This window comes from Eggerthella lenta DSM 2243, assembly GCF_000024265.1.
Classification (GTDB): domain Bacteria; phylum Actinomycetota; class Coriobacteriia; order Coriobacteriales; family Eggerthellaceae; genus Eggerthella; species Eggerthella lenta.
Genome location: NC_013204.1, coordinates 193,960 through 208,641 on the forward strand (window position 1 = coordinate 193,960; position 14,682 = coordinate 208,641).

The 14,682-nt window shown below is 63.2% G+C and carries 10 protein-coding genes; all 10 read left to right on the forward strand.

Annotation, left to right across the window (positions count from 1 at the left end):
- Nucleotides 1–9: 9 nt before the first annotated feature.
- The 10 genes from ELEN_RS00745 to gad all read left to right on the forward strand — a co-directional run bounded on the left by ELEN_RS00745 (nucleotide 10) and on the right by gad (nucleotide 14,166).
- Complete coding sequence (locus tag ELEN_RS00745) at nucleotides 10–2,772, forward strand: carbamoyltransferase HypF (RefSeq protein WP_009609015.1); 2,763 nt, start codon at nucleotides 10–12, stop codon at nucleotides 2,770–2,772.
- Nucleotides 2,763–3,020, forward strand: coding sequence for a HypC/HybG/HupF family hydrogenase formation chaperone (locus ELEN_RS00750; protein WP_009305723.1), 258 nt, complete (start codon nucleotides 2,763–2,765; stop codon nucleotides 3,018–3,020). The genes ELEN_RS00745 and ELEN_RS00750 overlap by 10 nt, the downstream gene beginning before the upstream one ends.
- Nucleotides 3,017–4,198, forward strand: coding sequence for a hydrogenase formation protein HypD (gene hypD, locus ELEN_RS00755; protein WP_009609017.1), 1,182 nt, complete (start codon nucleotides 3,017–3,019; stop codon nucleotides 4,196–4,198). Before ELEN_RS00750 ends, hypD begins: the two co-directional genes overlap by 4 nt.
- Nucleotides 4,199–4,746: 548 nt before the next feature.
- Nucleotides 4,747–5,895, forward strand: coding sequence for a serine/threonine protein kinase (locus ELEN_RS00760; protein ID WP_009307323.1), 1,149 nt, complete (start codon nucleotides 4,747–4,749; stop codon nucleotides 5,893–5,895).
- Between the two features lie 252 nt (nucleotides 5,896–6,147).
- Entirely contained in the window at nucleotides 6,148–7,287 is a 1,140-nt protein-coding gene (locus ELEN_RS00765) for a DMT family transporter (RefSeq protein ID WP_009305726.1), read from the forward strand.
- A gap of 86 nt (nucleotides 7,288–7,373) precedes the next feature.
- Nucleotides 7,374–7,934, forward strand: a complete 561-nt coding sequence (locus tag ELEN_RS00770; RefSeq protein ID WP_009305727.1) for a hypothetical protein — start codon at nucleotides 7,374–7,376, stop codon at nucleotides 7,932–7,934.
- A gap of 323 nt (nucleotides 7,935–8,257) precedes the next feature.
- A complete protein-coding gene (locus ELEN_RS00775; protein ID WP_009305728.1) occupies nucleotides 8,258–9,553 on the forward strand; it encodes an MFS transporter in 1,296 nt (431 codons plus the stop codon).
- A gap of 119 nt (nucleotides 9,554–9,672) precedes the next feature.
- Complete coding sequence (locus ELEN_RS00780; RefSeq protein ID WP_015759835.1) at nucleotides 9,673–10,272, forward strand: TetR/AcrR family transcriptional regulator; 600 nt, start codon at nucleotides 9,673–9,675, stop codon at nucleotides 10,270–10,272.
- Nucleotides 10,273–10,466: 194 nt separating this feature from the next.
- Nucleotides 10,467–12,629 carry an amino acid permease gene (locus tag ELEN_RS00785; protein WP_009305730.1) on the forward strand — a complete coding sequence of 721 codons (2,163 nt, stop codon included), beginning with the start codon at nucleotides 10,467–10,469 and terminating at the stop codon, nucleotides 12,627–12,629.
- A 46-nt stretch (nucleotides 12,630–12,675) separates the two neighbouring features.
- Nucleotides 12,676–14,166 (forward strand): glutamate decarboxylase, encoded by a 1,491-nt coding sequence (gad, locus tag ELEN_RS00790; RefSeq protein WP_015759836.1) that lies wholly within the window; start codon nucleotides 12,676–12,678, stop codon nucleotides 14,164–14,166.
- Nucleotides 14,167–14,682 lie beyond the last annotated feature (516 nt).

Sequence of the window (14,682 nt, forward strand, 5' to 3'; positions counted from 1 at the left end):
GGCGATCATATGAAGGAAGCGCTGGACATTCAAGTCAAAGGCATCGTGCAGGGCGTGGGCTTTCGCCCCTTCGTCTACCGTTTGGCGAAGAAATACCTGATCGACGGATGGGTGCTGAACGCCACCGACGGCGTGTTCATCCATGCCGAGGGCGAGACGAAGCTGCTCGACGAGTTCGTCATCGAGCTGTCCGAGAACCCACCGGCCGCCTCGCGCGTGGAGGAAGTGACGCTGAAGGAAGTGCCGCTGGAGGACTTCGACTCGTTCGAGATCCGCTTCTCCGACGCAGGCGCCGTGGAGAAGACCACGCTCGTGTCGCCCGACCTGGCCACCTGCGACGATTGTGCCCGCGAGCTGTTCAACCCGAACGACCGCCGCTACCGCTACCCGTTCATCAACTGCACGAACTGCGGCCCGCGCTTCACTATCATCGAGAAGCTGCCCTACGATCGCAAGAGCACGTCGATGAAGGACTTCCCCATGTGCGAGCGCTGCGCCCGCGAGTACGGCGACCCGTTGGACCGCCGCTTCCACGCGCAGCCCGACGCGTGCTTCGAATGCGGCCCCCATATCAGCTGGCGCGAACACGAGGGCATGCCCGGAGCGCTCGCCGGCGTTCATGCCCCCGGCGTTTCCGCCGACGTGCCGGCCGCCCCTGACGTCCCCGCTGGCGCTTCCGCCTCCCATGCGGCGCAAACAAATGTTTCACGTGAAACATTGTGCGCTTCCGATGCCATTGACGCGCCCCTGGGACCCATCGCCTGGGGAACCACGCGCGAGGAGAGCGATGCCATACTTGCGCGCGCCGTGGAACTGCTGCTGGCGGGCAAGATCCTGGCCGTGAAGGGCCTGGGCGGTTTCCATCTGGTGTGTGACGCGTCGAACCCCGAAGCGGTGGCGTTGCTGCGCGCGCGCAAGCGCCGCGAGGGCAAGGCGTTCGCCGTCATGATGGCCGATATGGAAGCCGTGCGTGCCTATTGCGAAGCGGGCGAAGCGGAGGAGGGCATCCTCACGGCCACGCAGCGCCCCATCGTGCTGCTGCGCAAGCGCCCCGATGCTGTTTTTGCTCCCGGCTTGGCCGACGCCCTCCCCGAACTCGGCGTCATGCTGCCCTACACGCCCCTCCAGCATCTGCTGCTGCACGACTTCGCGAAAGCGAGCGGTTGTGCCGAGCGCAGCTCCCAGCGCGAAGCCGAAGGATCCCGCGCAGCGACGGCCGTCCCTATGCTGGTGATGACCTCGGGCAACATCCACGACGAGCCCATCGTCATCGACGACGAGGATGCCTACGAGAAGCTGTTCGCCGTGGCCGACGCGTTCCTGGGCCACGACCGCGCCATCCGCGCCCGCTACGACGACTCGGTGGTGCGCGTTATCGAAGCGGGCAGCGCCGGCGAAGCCGTCCAATTCATCCGCCGCGCCCGAGGCTACGCGCCGCTCCCGTTGGCGATGCCCGCGAAGGCGCGCGAAGGAGAAGATGTTTCACGTGAAACATCCGTTCGCGAACAGGGTTGCTCCATCTTCGCCACCGGGCCCGAGCAGAAGAACACGTTTGCGCTCACGCGCGACGCCGAGGCGTTCGTGTCGCAGCACATCGGCGACCTCGAGAACGCCGAAACCTACGACGCGTGGCTCCAGGCGAAGGACCGCTACGAAACGCTGTTCGAGATCGAACCCGACCGCATCGCGTGCGACCTGCATCCCGAGTACCTCACGTCGAAGTGGGCCCACGAGCAGAGCCTCCCCGTCACCGAGGTGCAGCACCATCATGCGCACGTCGTGTCGGTGATGGCCGAGCACGGCCTGGCCGGCCCCGTGTGCGGCATCGCGTTCGACGGCACGGGCTACGGCATGGACGGCGCCATCTGGGGCGGGGAAGTGCTGCTCACCAACCTGACTGCGTTCGAGCGTTTCGCGAACTTCGCCTACGTGCCCATGCCGGGCGGCGCGGCGGCCGTAAAGCATCCGCTGCGCATGGCCTACGGCGTGCTGTGGGCGTTCGACCTGCTCGACCATCCGGGGGCTGCGGCTGCGCTCGAGGCTCTGGGCGAGCAGGCGGCCGTGTGCGATCAGATGATCGACCGCGGCATCAACACGCCCATGACCTCGTCCGTCGGCCGGCTGTTCGACGCGGCCAGCGCGCTGTTGGGCATCTGCGCCGAGCCTGCGTACGAAGGCGAGCCCGCCATCCTGCTGGAAGCCGCAATCGGGCGAACAGATGTTTCACGTGAAACATCTGCCGCCGACGCAACCGATGCGACCCCTGCTGACACCAACCGGGATCCTTCGACTCCGGCGCTTCGCGCCTCCGCTCAGAATGACGATGCCGGGCTTAGCGCCTCCGCTCGGGAAGCCGCGTCCCGTTACGCCATCGCGGTGGTGAAGAACACCGCCACTGCCGCCAGCACGGCGCAGGACACCTCGGTCGTGCTGTTCGATGCCGCGCCAGCGTTCGCCGCGCTGCTCGACGACCTCGCGGCCGACGTGCCTGTCGGCATCATCGCGCGCTGCTTCCACGACGCGTTCGTGCAAGCCATCGTCACGGCGGCCGAGCTCGTGCGCAGCTTGTACGGCATAACCACGCTTGCCCTGTCCGGCGGCGTGTTCATGAACCGCTACCTGCTGGAGCACGCTCTGGCGGCGCTCGAGCAGGCGGGTTTCACGGTGGCCGTCAACCGCGATCTGCCGCCCAACGACGGCTGCATCTCCTTCGGCCAGGCTGTGGTAGCATGGGCTTCGAGCAAAGAAGAAGGAGAACAGCCATGTGCTTAGCCATACCTGCAAAAGTGACTGAAATGAAGGACAACCGTCTGGCTACGGTGGACATCCTCGGCGTCACGCGCGACATATCCCTCGACCTCACGCCGCAGGCGAACGTCGGCGACTTCGTGCTGGTGCACGCCGGGTTCGCCATCGAGGTGGTGGATCCTGACTACGCGCAGGAAACCATCGACCTCATCAAGCAGTTCCCCGAGCTGGCGGGCGACGACATCCCCGCAGCCGACGAGGTAGCGCGATGACCTCCTCGACCGGAACGGATGTTTCACGTGAAACATCCGTCGAGCCGAAGGATAGGCCCGAGCACCTCGCGCGCGCGGTCGACGCGGCCACGATGGAATCCGAGCTGGCAGCCTTCAAAGACCCTAAACTCGCGCGCGGTCTCATCGAGTCCATCGCGAAGCTGTCGCCCGCAGGCGGCGCCACGCTCATGGAAGTGTGCGGCACCCATACGGTGGCCATCGCGCGCAACGGCATCCGCAACCTCATGCCGGAAGGCACGCGCCTGGCGTCCGGTCCGGGCTGTCCCGTGTGCGTGACCTCGAACAGGGATATCGACACGGTCATCGCCCTCGCCCGCGTGCCGGGCATCACCATCGCCACGTTCGGCGACATGACGCGCGTACCGGGCTCCACGTCAAGCCTGCTCGCCGAGCAGGCGGCGGGCCGCAGCGTGCAGATCGTGTACTCGCCGCTGGACGCGCTCACTCTGGCCCAGCAGAACCCCGATCGCGAGATCGTGTTCGTGGGCGTGGGCTTCGAAACCACCACGCCGCTGGTGGCCATGGCCATCAAGCGCGCGGCCGCGGCCGGCCTCAAGAACTTCAGCGTGTTCGGCGCTCACAAGAACATGCCCGGCGCGCTGGAGGCCATCATCAACGACCCGCAGCTCAAGGTGGATGCGCTCATCCTGCCCGGCCATGTCAGCACCATCATCGGCGCCGAGCCGTATCGGTTCTTGGCCGAGAAGTACGGCATACCCGGCGTCATCACCGGGTTCGAGCCGGTTGACGTGCTGCAGGGCATCGCCATGATCATGCGCCAACTGCACGAAGGCCGTGCGGACATCGAGATCGCCTACGCGCGCGGCGTCATGCCCGAAGGCAACCCCGTGGCGCTGGCCGCCATCGACGAGGTGTTCGAGACGTGCACCGCCCTCTGGCGCGGCCTGGGCGAGATTCCCGGTTCCGGCTACCGCATCCGCGAGGAGTTCGCGCAGTTCGACGCCGTGCGCCGTTTCCAGCCCGACGTCGAGCCCACGCAGGATCCGAAGGGCTGCCGCTGCGGCGACGTGCTTCGCGGCATCATGGCGCCCAACGAGTGTCCCTTGTTCCGCAAGGTATGCACGCCCGAGAACCCCGTGGGTCCTTGCATGGTGTCAAGCGAGGGCAGCTGCGCCGCGTACCACCGGTACTACTAAAGAGAAAACAGGCGCTGCAGCATCCGAAGGACCCCTCGTCGAGGGGTCCTTCGGACTATCTTCGAATGTTTCACGTGAAACATTCGTTCGATAGACTCGGATACGTCGATCCAGCGGCAAGACGACGCGGGAAATTTCCCAAAAGATATTCTTTTCAGTTGATTGTGCAGTCCCTATGCTCAGCGGCGCGCTCATGTTCGGTGCTGTGCGTGCATGAGTTACCCTTTTGTTTCCATCGCTATACAGAACGAGAGAATTAATTGCGGATAATATCCAATATTGGGTCAAAAACTGCATAAAGGAGAAAACGCCGTCGTTCAACATTTTTGTGCATTTGAACAATTTACTTATTCGTTTTGCTCAAATGTCTATGTAATTTCATGTTGCAGTTGAACAAAAAAGATGGTATAACTGGCTCATCGGCAAATCTGGAAGGACTTGCCACGACGGGGTCTAAGCCGTGGCGCTCTCTCCAGCGAAGCTGCAGTTTGTAGTTGTGCCATCCAAATAGGCGGCGCCGGAAGCGCTGCCGGAGAAAGGAGACTGTCATGGCGAAGATAGTCAATTCTTGGAACGACTGGGATCCGCTGAAGCGCGTGATCGTCGGCCTGTGCGACAACTCGGTCATCCCGCCCGAGGAGCCCGCGACCTCCGAGAAGGTGCCGGTCGACTCCGAGATGCGCGGCATGTGGGGTCTCCGCCCGCTGCGCACGGTCGAGGTCGGCAACGCCTGCCTCGAGAACCTCGTGAAGGCGCTCGAGGAGCGCGGCGTGGTCGTCGACCGCCCGACGCCCCTGCAGTGGAACCAGGCCATCGGCACGCCCGACTTCCGCAACGACTCGATGATGACCTGCATGCCGCCCCGCGACATCCTGCTCACCATGGGCAACGAGATCATGGCCTCCGCCAACTCCTTCCGCTGCCGCTACTTCGAGTACCTGGCCTACTGGCCGCTCATGAAGCAGTACTTCGACGAGGACCCGGACTTCCTGTGGACCCAGGCCCCGCGCCCGCGCCTGACCGACAAGTCCTACAAGCACAACTACTACGACGAGAAGATCTCGCTGGAGGAGCGCCTGGTGCGCACCGCCAACAAGGACTTCGTCACGACGGAAGTCGAGCCGATGTGGGACGCCGCCGACGTCATGCGCATGGGCAAGGACCTGTTCATCCAGCACGGCCTGACCACGAACCGCACGGCCATGGACTGGTTCCAGCGCTACTACCCCGAGCACCGCGTGCACGCCGTGAACTTCCCGGGCGACCCCTACCCGATCCACATCGACGCGACCTTCGTGCCGCTGCGCCCCGGCCTGATCATCAACAACCCGCAGCGCAAGCTGCCCGAGGAGCAGCGCGCGATCTTCGAGGCCAACGACTGGCAGATCGTCGACGCCGCCCAGCCGGCCCACTCCGAGCCGCCCGAGTTCTGCTACAGCTCCGTGTGGCTGTCCATGAACTGCCTGGTGCTCGACCCGAAGACGGTCATCGTGGAGGCCTCCGAGGTCTACCAGCAAGAGGAGATGGACAAGCTCGGCATGAACGTCATCCCCGTCGACCTGCGCGGCGCCTACGCCTTCGGCGGCGGCCTGCACTGCTCCACGGCCGACGTCTACCGCGAGGGCGAGTGCCTCGACTACTTCCCGAACCGCGTCGCCGACCCGACCCTGGTTCGCCCGGAGATGTGGAACGACTAGTCGCGTAGCTTGACCTACTTGTCACAGACAGGCATCGTCACTTCGTAAAAAGAAAGGGGATTCGGTTTGCAAGGCATTCCGGATCCCCTTTTCCTTTTCATAATCCAATTATCACGCACAAACAGATCGGTCATGTAGGATCAAAGGTAAGACTCCAATCGTTTCGCATTCGATCTTGCATGACAAGAAAACCCCTCTGACAGGGGGTTAGGTGGGGCATACTCTTTTTTGCTACTGGTTTAAGGAGGACCAATGGCAGACAACGCTAACAAGGAAATCAAGACCGCGACAGCCGATGACGGCTCGACCGGCTACGAGATGAAGATCGGTCTTGGCACCATTGCCATGCTGATCTCGGCGACGGGCATGGGCTTGGTGCCCCTGTTCAGCCGCTGGGCAACTCGTACGGACATGTTCGACGGGGCGCTGGGTCTGAACGCTGGCGACTCCATCGGTGCTTTGATGGCCGTGGGCCGCATGAGCATGGGCGTGCTGTTCTTCGTCGTCATCATGTTCGCTACGGGCAAGGTAGAGACGTTCAAGAAACTCAAGCTGACGCCGGCCATCGCGTTGGGCGGCTTGATGATCGGCATGTCGCTGGCGTGCTACGTGACGTCTACGCTGTTGACCACCATCTCGAACGCTGTTCTGTTCATCTACATCGGTCCTGTCGTTTGCGTAGTGCTCGCGCGCATCTTCCGCAAGGAACCCATGTCTGCTTTACAGTGGGTATGCCTGGTTGCGGTGTTCATCGGCATGTTGTTCGGCAACAACCTGATGGGTTTCAACGAGTCTGGCTTCTTCGTAGACTTCAACCTGGTTCCGTCTACGCCTGAGTTCCCGCAGAAGGGTCTCGGCGACGCCTTCGGCCTGGCTTCCGGCTTCTTCTACGGCGCTTCGATGTTCTTCAACGGCTACCGTAAGGACGCCGACACCACGGCTCGTGGTGTGTGGAACTTCATCTTCGCCGTCCTGGGCGCTGGTGTTATCACCGTCGTCCTGAACTCGCTCGGTGCAAACCCCGGCATGGAGAACTGGGCTCTCAACATCCACTTCACCGCATTCAACTGGATCGGTGCCCTGCTTTTGTGGGTCATCTGCGGTCCTGTGGCTCTGGGCTTCTTGCTGGTGGCTGGCCGCAACCTGCCGGCTGCTGACTACGGCACCATTGCGTACTGGGAAGTTCCCGTGGCCATCTTCGTGGGTCTGGTCGTGTTCGGCGAGGCCCTGACGGTTAACACGATTCTCGGTGGCATTCTCATCATCGGCGGCGGCGCTATCCCCTCTATCAAGGGCATGCTTTCCGCTCGCAAGATGAGAAAAGAAGAGGAGATTTGCGAGAATCTTGCCGCTCGCTTGGAAGAGGAAGAAGTCAAGGAGCACCTGCAGTAGGTTTGGCGGCGTGCGCCTGGTTCTCGGGCGCACGCCTTTCCACTGAGAAGCGGTAATCCATAACCGGAAAGGAAGGGGTGTGATTCATGAAGATCACGAGCAACCTGACCCATGTTGCCACTGAAATCGAGTTCGAAGCGCCGTTGAACGAGGAGGAGCTGCTCGCCGTGTTCGAGAAGAGCGGCGTCCAGGGCTTCCCGGCCGAGCTCGACATCGCCGAGCGCACGGAGGACCACGTCCAGATGATGTCGCTTGACGGCCTGCTGGGCTTCGCCAAGGCGTCCGGGCTGTCCGCGGTGACCTACGACGTGACGTACTTCCCGCACGCCGACGACGCGGAGGTGGCCTACCAGCTCAGGCAGCTGGCGCGCGACCTGGAGATCAGCGCCGAGGTCATCCGCGACGTGTGCGCGGCCGAGATCCAGGAGTACCTGGCCCTCGACGCGAAGCGCGACGCCGGCCTGCCCGTCCACAGCATCGTGGAGGCCTACACGGGCGGCACCGCGTTCGCCTGGTACGGCATGAGCGACTACCCGCGCCTCAAGCGCTTCATCCTGCGCAAGCTGGCGCAGGGCGGTCAGAAGGCCAAGCACAGCTTCATCATGCGCGCCAGCAAGGCCCAGGTGGATATGCTCGACGAGTACTGATCGTCTTTTGCGGTTGAACCTTCGGGTTGCCCTACGGCCTGTCAGCGAGAACGCAGCACGTCCAAAATTATGCGTTTCACGAGGCATTTTAGGTGGAGCCCGTTTGCTGCAAAACGGGCTCCACGCCTTTTCGGGGCAGGGCTCTCGACGGTTCAAACGCATATAAAAGGTTACAGGTTTACCTCGTATTGCCGTTTTTGCGGTATGATAACCTCAGGTTAAGGCGTTTTCCGACTATCGAAAGGGGCTTCTTTTGGAGCACCAGATACGCCGACAGCTTGCGTGTACTTCTAACGAAGCTGCTAATTTCTTAGGGGATTACCATGGGATCTAACGACCAACGTTCCACTATCAGAAAAGTAGCCGTTTCATCGTTCCTTGGGAACTTCATCGAATGGTTCGACTACGCAACCTATTCGTACTTCGCAGTGGTCATCGCCAACGTGTTCTTCCCTGGCGACGACCCGGCGCTTGCGCTCATGCAGACGTTCGCGGTGTTCGCGCTTTCGTTCCTGCTGCGCCCCATCGGCGCCATCTTCTGGGGCAGCATGGGCGACAAGAAGGGCCGCAAGTGGGCCCTGTCCACGTCCATCTTCCTGATGACCGGCGCTACCTTCTGCATCGGCTTGCTGCCGGGCTACCTGGCCATCGGCCTCGCCGCCCCCATCTTGCTGCTGCTGCTCCGCATGATCCAGGGTTTCTCGGCTTCCGGCGAGTATGCCGGCGCTGCTACGTTCCTGGCTGAGTACGCTCCCTCGGACAAGCGCGGCGTGTACTGCTCGCTCGTGCCTGCTTCGACGGCCGTGGGCCTGTTGGTGGGCTCTACGTTCGCCACGGTCATGTACACGATCCTGCCTGACGCAGCCGTGAACGAGTGGGGCTGGCGCATCCCGTTCCTGTTGGCAGGACCGCTGGGTCTCGTCGCTCACTACATTCGTACCAAGCTGGAGGATTCGCCGACGTATCAGGAGATGCAGGCTGCTATCTCCAAGACCGACGACTCGAATCATCCTATCCGCGACCTGTTCCGTCATCACACGAAGGAGCTCATCATCTCCTTCGGTGCCGCCATGCTGAACGCGGTGGGCTTCTACGTGGTTCTCACGTACTTGCCGGTCTACCTGGAGACGGTGGTCATGATGCCGGCGAACGAATCGTCGCTGATCACCACTATCTGCCTGGTCGCGTACGTGGCGTTCATCTTCGGCATGGGGCATCTGTCCGATAAGTTCGGGCGCAAGAAGATGCTCATCATCGCCTGTGTGTCGTTCATCGTGCTGACGGTGCCGGCGTTCATGCTGTTGAACACTGCGCAATTCTTCACGGTGCTGGCCGTCGAGCTGGTGCTGTGCCTGGCGCTTACCATCAACGACGGTACGCTGTCCAGCTATCTGACCGAGACGTTCCCGACGGCGGTGCGCTACACCGGCTTCGCCCTGTCGTTCAACTTGGCGAACGCCCTGTTCGGCGGTTCCGCCTCGTTCATCTCGACTGCTCTGATCGCCGCTACCGGCTCCGGTCTCGCGCCTGCCTGGTACATGGTCGGCGTGTCTTGTGTCGCGCTGGTGGCGATGATACTATCGCACGAACATACGGGTAAGGATCTGTCCGAAGTGTAAGGCCCTGCGGTCTGCACGACGATAGTGCTGATACAAACGGGCGCCGTCCAGACCTGCTGGTCCGGACGGCGTTCGCTCATGAGACGGCGTGCTCGCGCCGCCCGTACAATGGAGGACGAATGGCTGAAACATCGCAGACGCCGAAGTCTTTGAAAGCTCAGATCACGCGCACGTCGCTCGTGCTGGCCGCGGCGGCGTTGTTGCGCGAGCAGGGGCCGAAAGCCGTGACGTATCGCAAGGTGGCGAAGTGGGCCGGTGCGGCCTCGTCATCGGTCGGATATTACTTCGACTCGGTGACGCAGTTGCTGCACGAGGCCGGTCGCTACAATATTCAGCTGTGGGCCGAGCGTGCAGAGAAAGCGGCATCGGCTGCCGAAGGCCTTGAGCCTGAAGAGTGTCGTCGTCATGTAATCGACCTACTCATTCGCGCCTGCTTGCCCGATGAATCGGTGGTGCCTTCGGCTCACTACGGGCAGCTGATTGCCGCGGCCGAATCGGACGTGGTCACCGAGGCTTACCAGAAGGGCCGCGTTTTGCTCGATGCCGCCATCGAGCGCATCCTTGCACGCGCAAAGATCGATATGCCGCCACGTATGGTGGGCACCGTGGTAGACGGCGCGGCAGTGGCCGCCATTTCCGAGGGGTACGACGTGCGCAAGTTCGCGTCCGATATCCTGCGCGATGCCGTCGAAGTCTACATCAAGGCATCTGAAGCTTAACGCTTGTAGCGCGCCTCAGTAATCCAGCAACTCACGTTTCGGCGACGGGAGGGTGAACGCCCTCCCGTCGCCGTTCTTCTTTCCAGCCTGAATGGTAGAACGGATGCAAGAAACGCATCGATTGCGATGTCGCGCCGCTGTGTTCGCGAGCGGCGCGACATCGCGTCCTAGGTGAGGAAAGGGGTTGAGGCAGCATGAGCGATACTCGTCGCGCACCGGAGGCGTCTTCGGCTGACGCGGGCCCGGTGGGCTCGGTGAGCCGGCCGTCGTTCAAACGCACGTTGACGTTCTTCGGATTCTTCGCCATCACGGCTTCCATGGTGATGACGGTATACGAGTACCCGTCGTTTGCGTCGTCGGGATTCCAGCTGGTGTTCTTCCTGATCATCGGCGGCATCCTGTGGTTCTTGCCCGTGGCGCTGTGCGCTGCGGAAATGGCCACGGTGAAAGGATGGGAATCGGGCGGCATTTTCGCCTGGGTGGGCAATACGCTGGGCAGACGGTGGGGTTTCGCCGCGCTGTTCTTCCAGTGGTTCCAGATCACAGTTGGGTTCGTCACCATGGCGTTCTTCATCCTGGCGGCGCTGGCCTACGTGTTCAGGTGGGACGCGCTGTACAACAACCCGCTGGTGATGTTCTTCGGCGTGGCGGCCATCGTGTGGCTGCTCACGCTCACGCAGCTGGGCGGCACGAAGTACACGGCGCGCATCTCGAAGGTGGGCTTCGTGGGCGGCATCATCGTGCCCGTGCTAGTGCTGCTGGTGGGCTTGGTGATCTACTTCGCCACGGGCGGCGTCTCGCAGATCAAGATGGACGCGGCCACGTTCGTGCCCGACTTCGGCAAGGTGGACACGCTGGTCATCTTCGCGTCGTTCATCCTAGCGTACATGGGCGTGGAGGCTTCCGCTTCGCATGTGAACGAGCTGAAGAACCCGAACCGCAACTACCCGCTTGCCATGATCGTGCTGGCAATCCTCACCATCGCGCTGGACGCGCTGGGCGGCTTGGCCGTGGCCACGACGCTTCCGGCGTCGGTTCTGGACGGCAACCTGTCGTTCGGCGTGATCGAGGCGTTCCGCGCCATCTTCGTGCAGCACATCGGCCCGTCTATGAGCTGGATCGTGTTCGTGGTGGCGCTGTTGCTGGCGCTGGGCGTGCTTGCCGAGATCTCGGCGTGGATCGTGGGCCCGTCGCGCGCGCTGCTTGATACGGCGCACGACGGCATCCTGCCCCCGTCGTTCAAGAAGGTTAACAAGCACGGCGTGTCGGTGAAGACGGTGGTCATCCAAGCCGTCATCGTCACGGTGTGGGACGCGGTGCTGTGCGGATCCATCGCGCTGTCCGGCGGATCCAGCTCGTCGGTGGGCTACCTGACGGCCATCGGTCTGACCGTGGTCATCTACCTGGTGGGATACGTGCTGTTCTTCCTCGGGTACTTCTATCTGATCTTCAAGAAGAAGAACCTGCAGCGCTCGTTCCAGCTGCCCGGCGGCACGCCGTTCAAGGCCATCGTGGCGGGCGTCGGCCTCATCATGACCGTGGCGACGTTGATCATCTCGTTCTTCCCGTCGTCGAACCTGGACGCGCAGTCGAACGCGGTGTACCAGGCGACGCTGGGCGTGGCGTTCGCGATATCGGTGGCTATCCCCTTCATCATATACGCGTTGCGTCATCGTTGGGAGCCGAAGCCTGTCGTGCCGGTAGGGGCGACGGTTGCCGCGCCTTCGGGCGCTGCCATGCCCGCGCGTCCCGCGGCTCCCGAACAGGGCGCTCATGTCCGCACCGATGCGGGCACCTCGGGCCCCATCAACAAGCGCACGAAGGCGCGCGACGCGATGGGCGGCCCGCGTGACGCTTCGGGCACGCCGCGATCGGCCGGAGCAAGCGGCGCGGTTGCTGGCGGCGGTCTGAGCGAGCGCGTGGCGCAGGGCATTTCCAGCGTGGTGGTCGGCGTGACCAGCCGCCCGCCGGGACCCATTCCTGTGGACGCGAAGGATCCGCACGGTGCCCCCGACCCGCTGTGCACGCCTACCGTGGACGAAGGCCGTGCGCACGAGATGTCCCAGCCTCCGGCCTGCGGCGTGCCCACGCCGCAGAACCCCATGCCGGTTCCGTGCGACGTCTCGGACGAGGATTCCGCCTCGCGGCATGCGGCTTCCAGCTCCGGTGCCGAACGGCCTGCGGCCGATGCCGCCGACGTGCGCGACGATCTGATCGACCGCACGGCGGAAGGCGACCCCAGCTTGCGCTCCAGCGTGACGGAGGGCGTGGTCGGGCAGGGCGTTCCCCAGGCCGACCCCGATACGCCCGATCCGCAGCGCGAGACGGGCATCGACACCGACAAGCCGGCCCGCTAGCGCGCAGCGAACAACCAGGTATCAAACTTCGAAACAGGAGGTTTTCATGAAGGAACAGACATCTACCAGCAAGATCCTCGACAGCATGGACGAGGGCACCAAGTACTCGACGCCCATCTTCGGCTCCGAGGCGTCCGACGTGGCCATGCCGCGCCTCAAGATGAACGATAAGCCGGTCGAGCCGCGCATCACGTACGAGATGATCAAGGAATACCTGTCCATCGAGGGCAACGCCACGCAGAACCTCACCACGTTCTGCCAGACGTACATGGAGCCCATGGCCACGAAGATCATGGCCGAGACGATGGAGAAGAACGCCATCGACAAGGACGAGTACCCCATGACGGCCGACCTCGAGAACCGCTGCGTCGCCATGATCGGCAACCTGTGGCATGCCGACCCGGCCGAGGAGCCCATGGGCACGTCCACCGTCGGCTCGTCCGAGGCGTGCATGCTGGGCGGCTTGGGCATGCTGTTCCGCTGGAAGAAGCTGGCGAAGGACGCGGGCATCGACATCTACACGGCGCAGCGCCCCAACCTGGTGATTTCCGCGGGCTACCAGGTGTGCTGGGAAAAATTCTGCCGCTACTGGGACATCGAGATGCGCCTCGTGCCGCTTGAGAAGGACCACCTGTCGCTGAACATGGACACGGTCATGGACTACGTGGACGACCACACCATCGGCATCGCGGCCATCCTGGGCATCACGTACACCGGCAAGTTCGACGACGTGCAGAAGCTCGACGAGCTGGTGGAAGCGTACAACCAGCAGCATCCGAAGCTGCCGATCCGCATTCACGTGGACGGCGCGTCGGGCGGCATGTTCGCCCCGTTCGTCGAGCCCGACCTGGTATGGGACTTCCAGTTGAAGAACGTGTGGTCCATCAACTGCTCCGGCCACAAGTACGGCCTCGTGTACCCCGGCATCGGCTGGGTGGTGTGGCGCAGCAAGGAGGCGCTGCCCGAGGACCTGATCTTCTGGGTGAGCTACCTGGGCGGCGAGGAGGCCACGATGGCCATCAACTTCTCGCGCTCCGCGTCGCAGATCGTGGGCCAGTACTACGTGCTGATGCGCAACGGCTTCGAGGGCTTCAAGGAGATCCAGGAGCGCACGCTCGACGTGGCACGCTACCTGGCCGCCGAGCTCAAGGAGATGGGCGTCTTCGAGATCTACGAGGACGCGTCGCACATTCCCATCGTGTGCTGGGGCTTGAAGGACGACGCCGGCGTGGAGTGGTCGCTGTACGACCTGTCCGACCGCCTGCGCATGAGCGGCTGGCTGGTGCCGGCGTACCCGATGCCGGCCGACATGCAGGACACCACCGTCCAGCGCGTCGTGGCGCGTGCCGACTTCTCGATGCAGCTGGCCATCAAGCTGGTCGAGGACATGAAGAAGGAGATGGACACGCTGAACAAGGCGAAGTTCGTCACCGGCAACACCCAGGGCGTCATCCGCACCGGCTTCAACCACGGCGGCCGCTCCGCCGTCGACAAGGGCGAAAAGGTGCAGACGAAGGCCCCGACGCCCCAGAAATAACCGCCCGATAGCGTGCGTGCCGCGCCTCCGCTGCGGGGACGCGGCACGCTCCGTCCGACTGGTTGTGGGCGGGACGACGAGGGTGCGGCGTGGCCCGCCGATCGTTTTGCGCCCAGAATCGAAATCCGGAGCGCGGATCGCGCTCATCTCGTCGCTGCCCGGTCGTCGCGGCGCAGCCCGCCCGTTGCGCCCCGGCGCTGGATCCCCGCCGAAAGCGGGATTCGGTGTCCCTTCTGCAACTTTTTCGACTTTATGGCAGGCGCGTTTCCGAAGTCAACATCCTCATCAGGCGTTTTGCGGTTGCAGGGAAGCGCGGCGGCGGAAGGCTGCAGCAGCGTCGGGAGAAATCCCTGGTCAGGTTCCACCCCATTTGCCACAAAGTCGAAAAAGTTGCAGAAGGGGTTGCATTCCCTGCTTCGCGGCTCCGACGACAGGAAGCGGGGCGGCGACCTCGTCCCTTGTCGCGCTCTTACGAGAGACGACAAGGGGGCGTCGGTCGCGAGAGCGCGGGGTCGC

Bases quoted from the DNA above. Each gene is read 5' to 3' on its own strand.
- ELEN_RS00760 (WP_009307323.1), top strand. From the start codon at position 4,747: ATGGCGAAGATAGTCAATTCTTGGAACGACTGGGATCCGCTGAAGCGC.
- ELEN_RS00785 (WP_009305730.1), top strand. From the start codon at position 10,467: ATGAGCGATACTCGTCGCGCACCGGAGGCGTCTTCGGCTGACGCGGGC.
- hypD (WP_009609017.1), top strand. From the start codon at position 3,017: ATGACCTCCTCGACCGGAACGGATGTTTCACGTGAAACATCCGTCGAG.
- ELEN_RS00745 (WP_009609015.1), top strand. From the start codon at position 10: ATGAAGGAAGCGCTGGACATTCAAGTCAAAGGCATCGTGCAGGGCGTG.
- ELEN_RS00765 (WP_009305726.1), top strand. From the start codon at position 6,148: ATGGCAGACAACGCTAACAAGGAAATCAAGACCGCGACAGCCGATGAC.
- ELEN_RS00770 (WP_009305727.1), top strand. From the start codon at position 7,374: ATGAAGATCACGAGCAACCTGACCCATGTTGCCACTGAAATCGAGTTC.
- gad (WP_015759836.1), top strand. From the start codon at position 12,676: ATGAAGGAACAGACATCTACCAGCAAGATCCTCGACAGCATGGACGAG.
- ELEN_RS00775 (WP_009305728.1), top strand. From the start codon at position 8,258: ATGGGATCTAACGACCAACGTTCCACTATCAGAAAAGTAGCCGTTTCA.
- ELEN_RS00780 (WP_015759835.1), top strand. From the start codon at position 9,673: ATGGCTGAAACATCGCAGACGCCGAAGTCTTTGAAAGCTCAGATCACG.
- ELEN_RS00750 (WP_009305723.1), top strand. From the start codon at position 2,763: ATGTGCTTAGCCATACCTGCAAAAGTGACTGAAATGAAGGACAACCGT.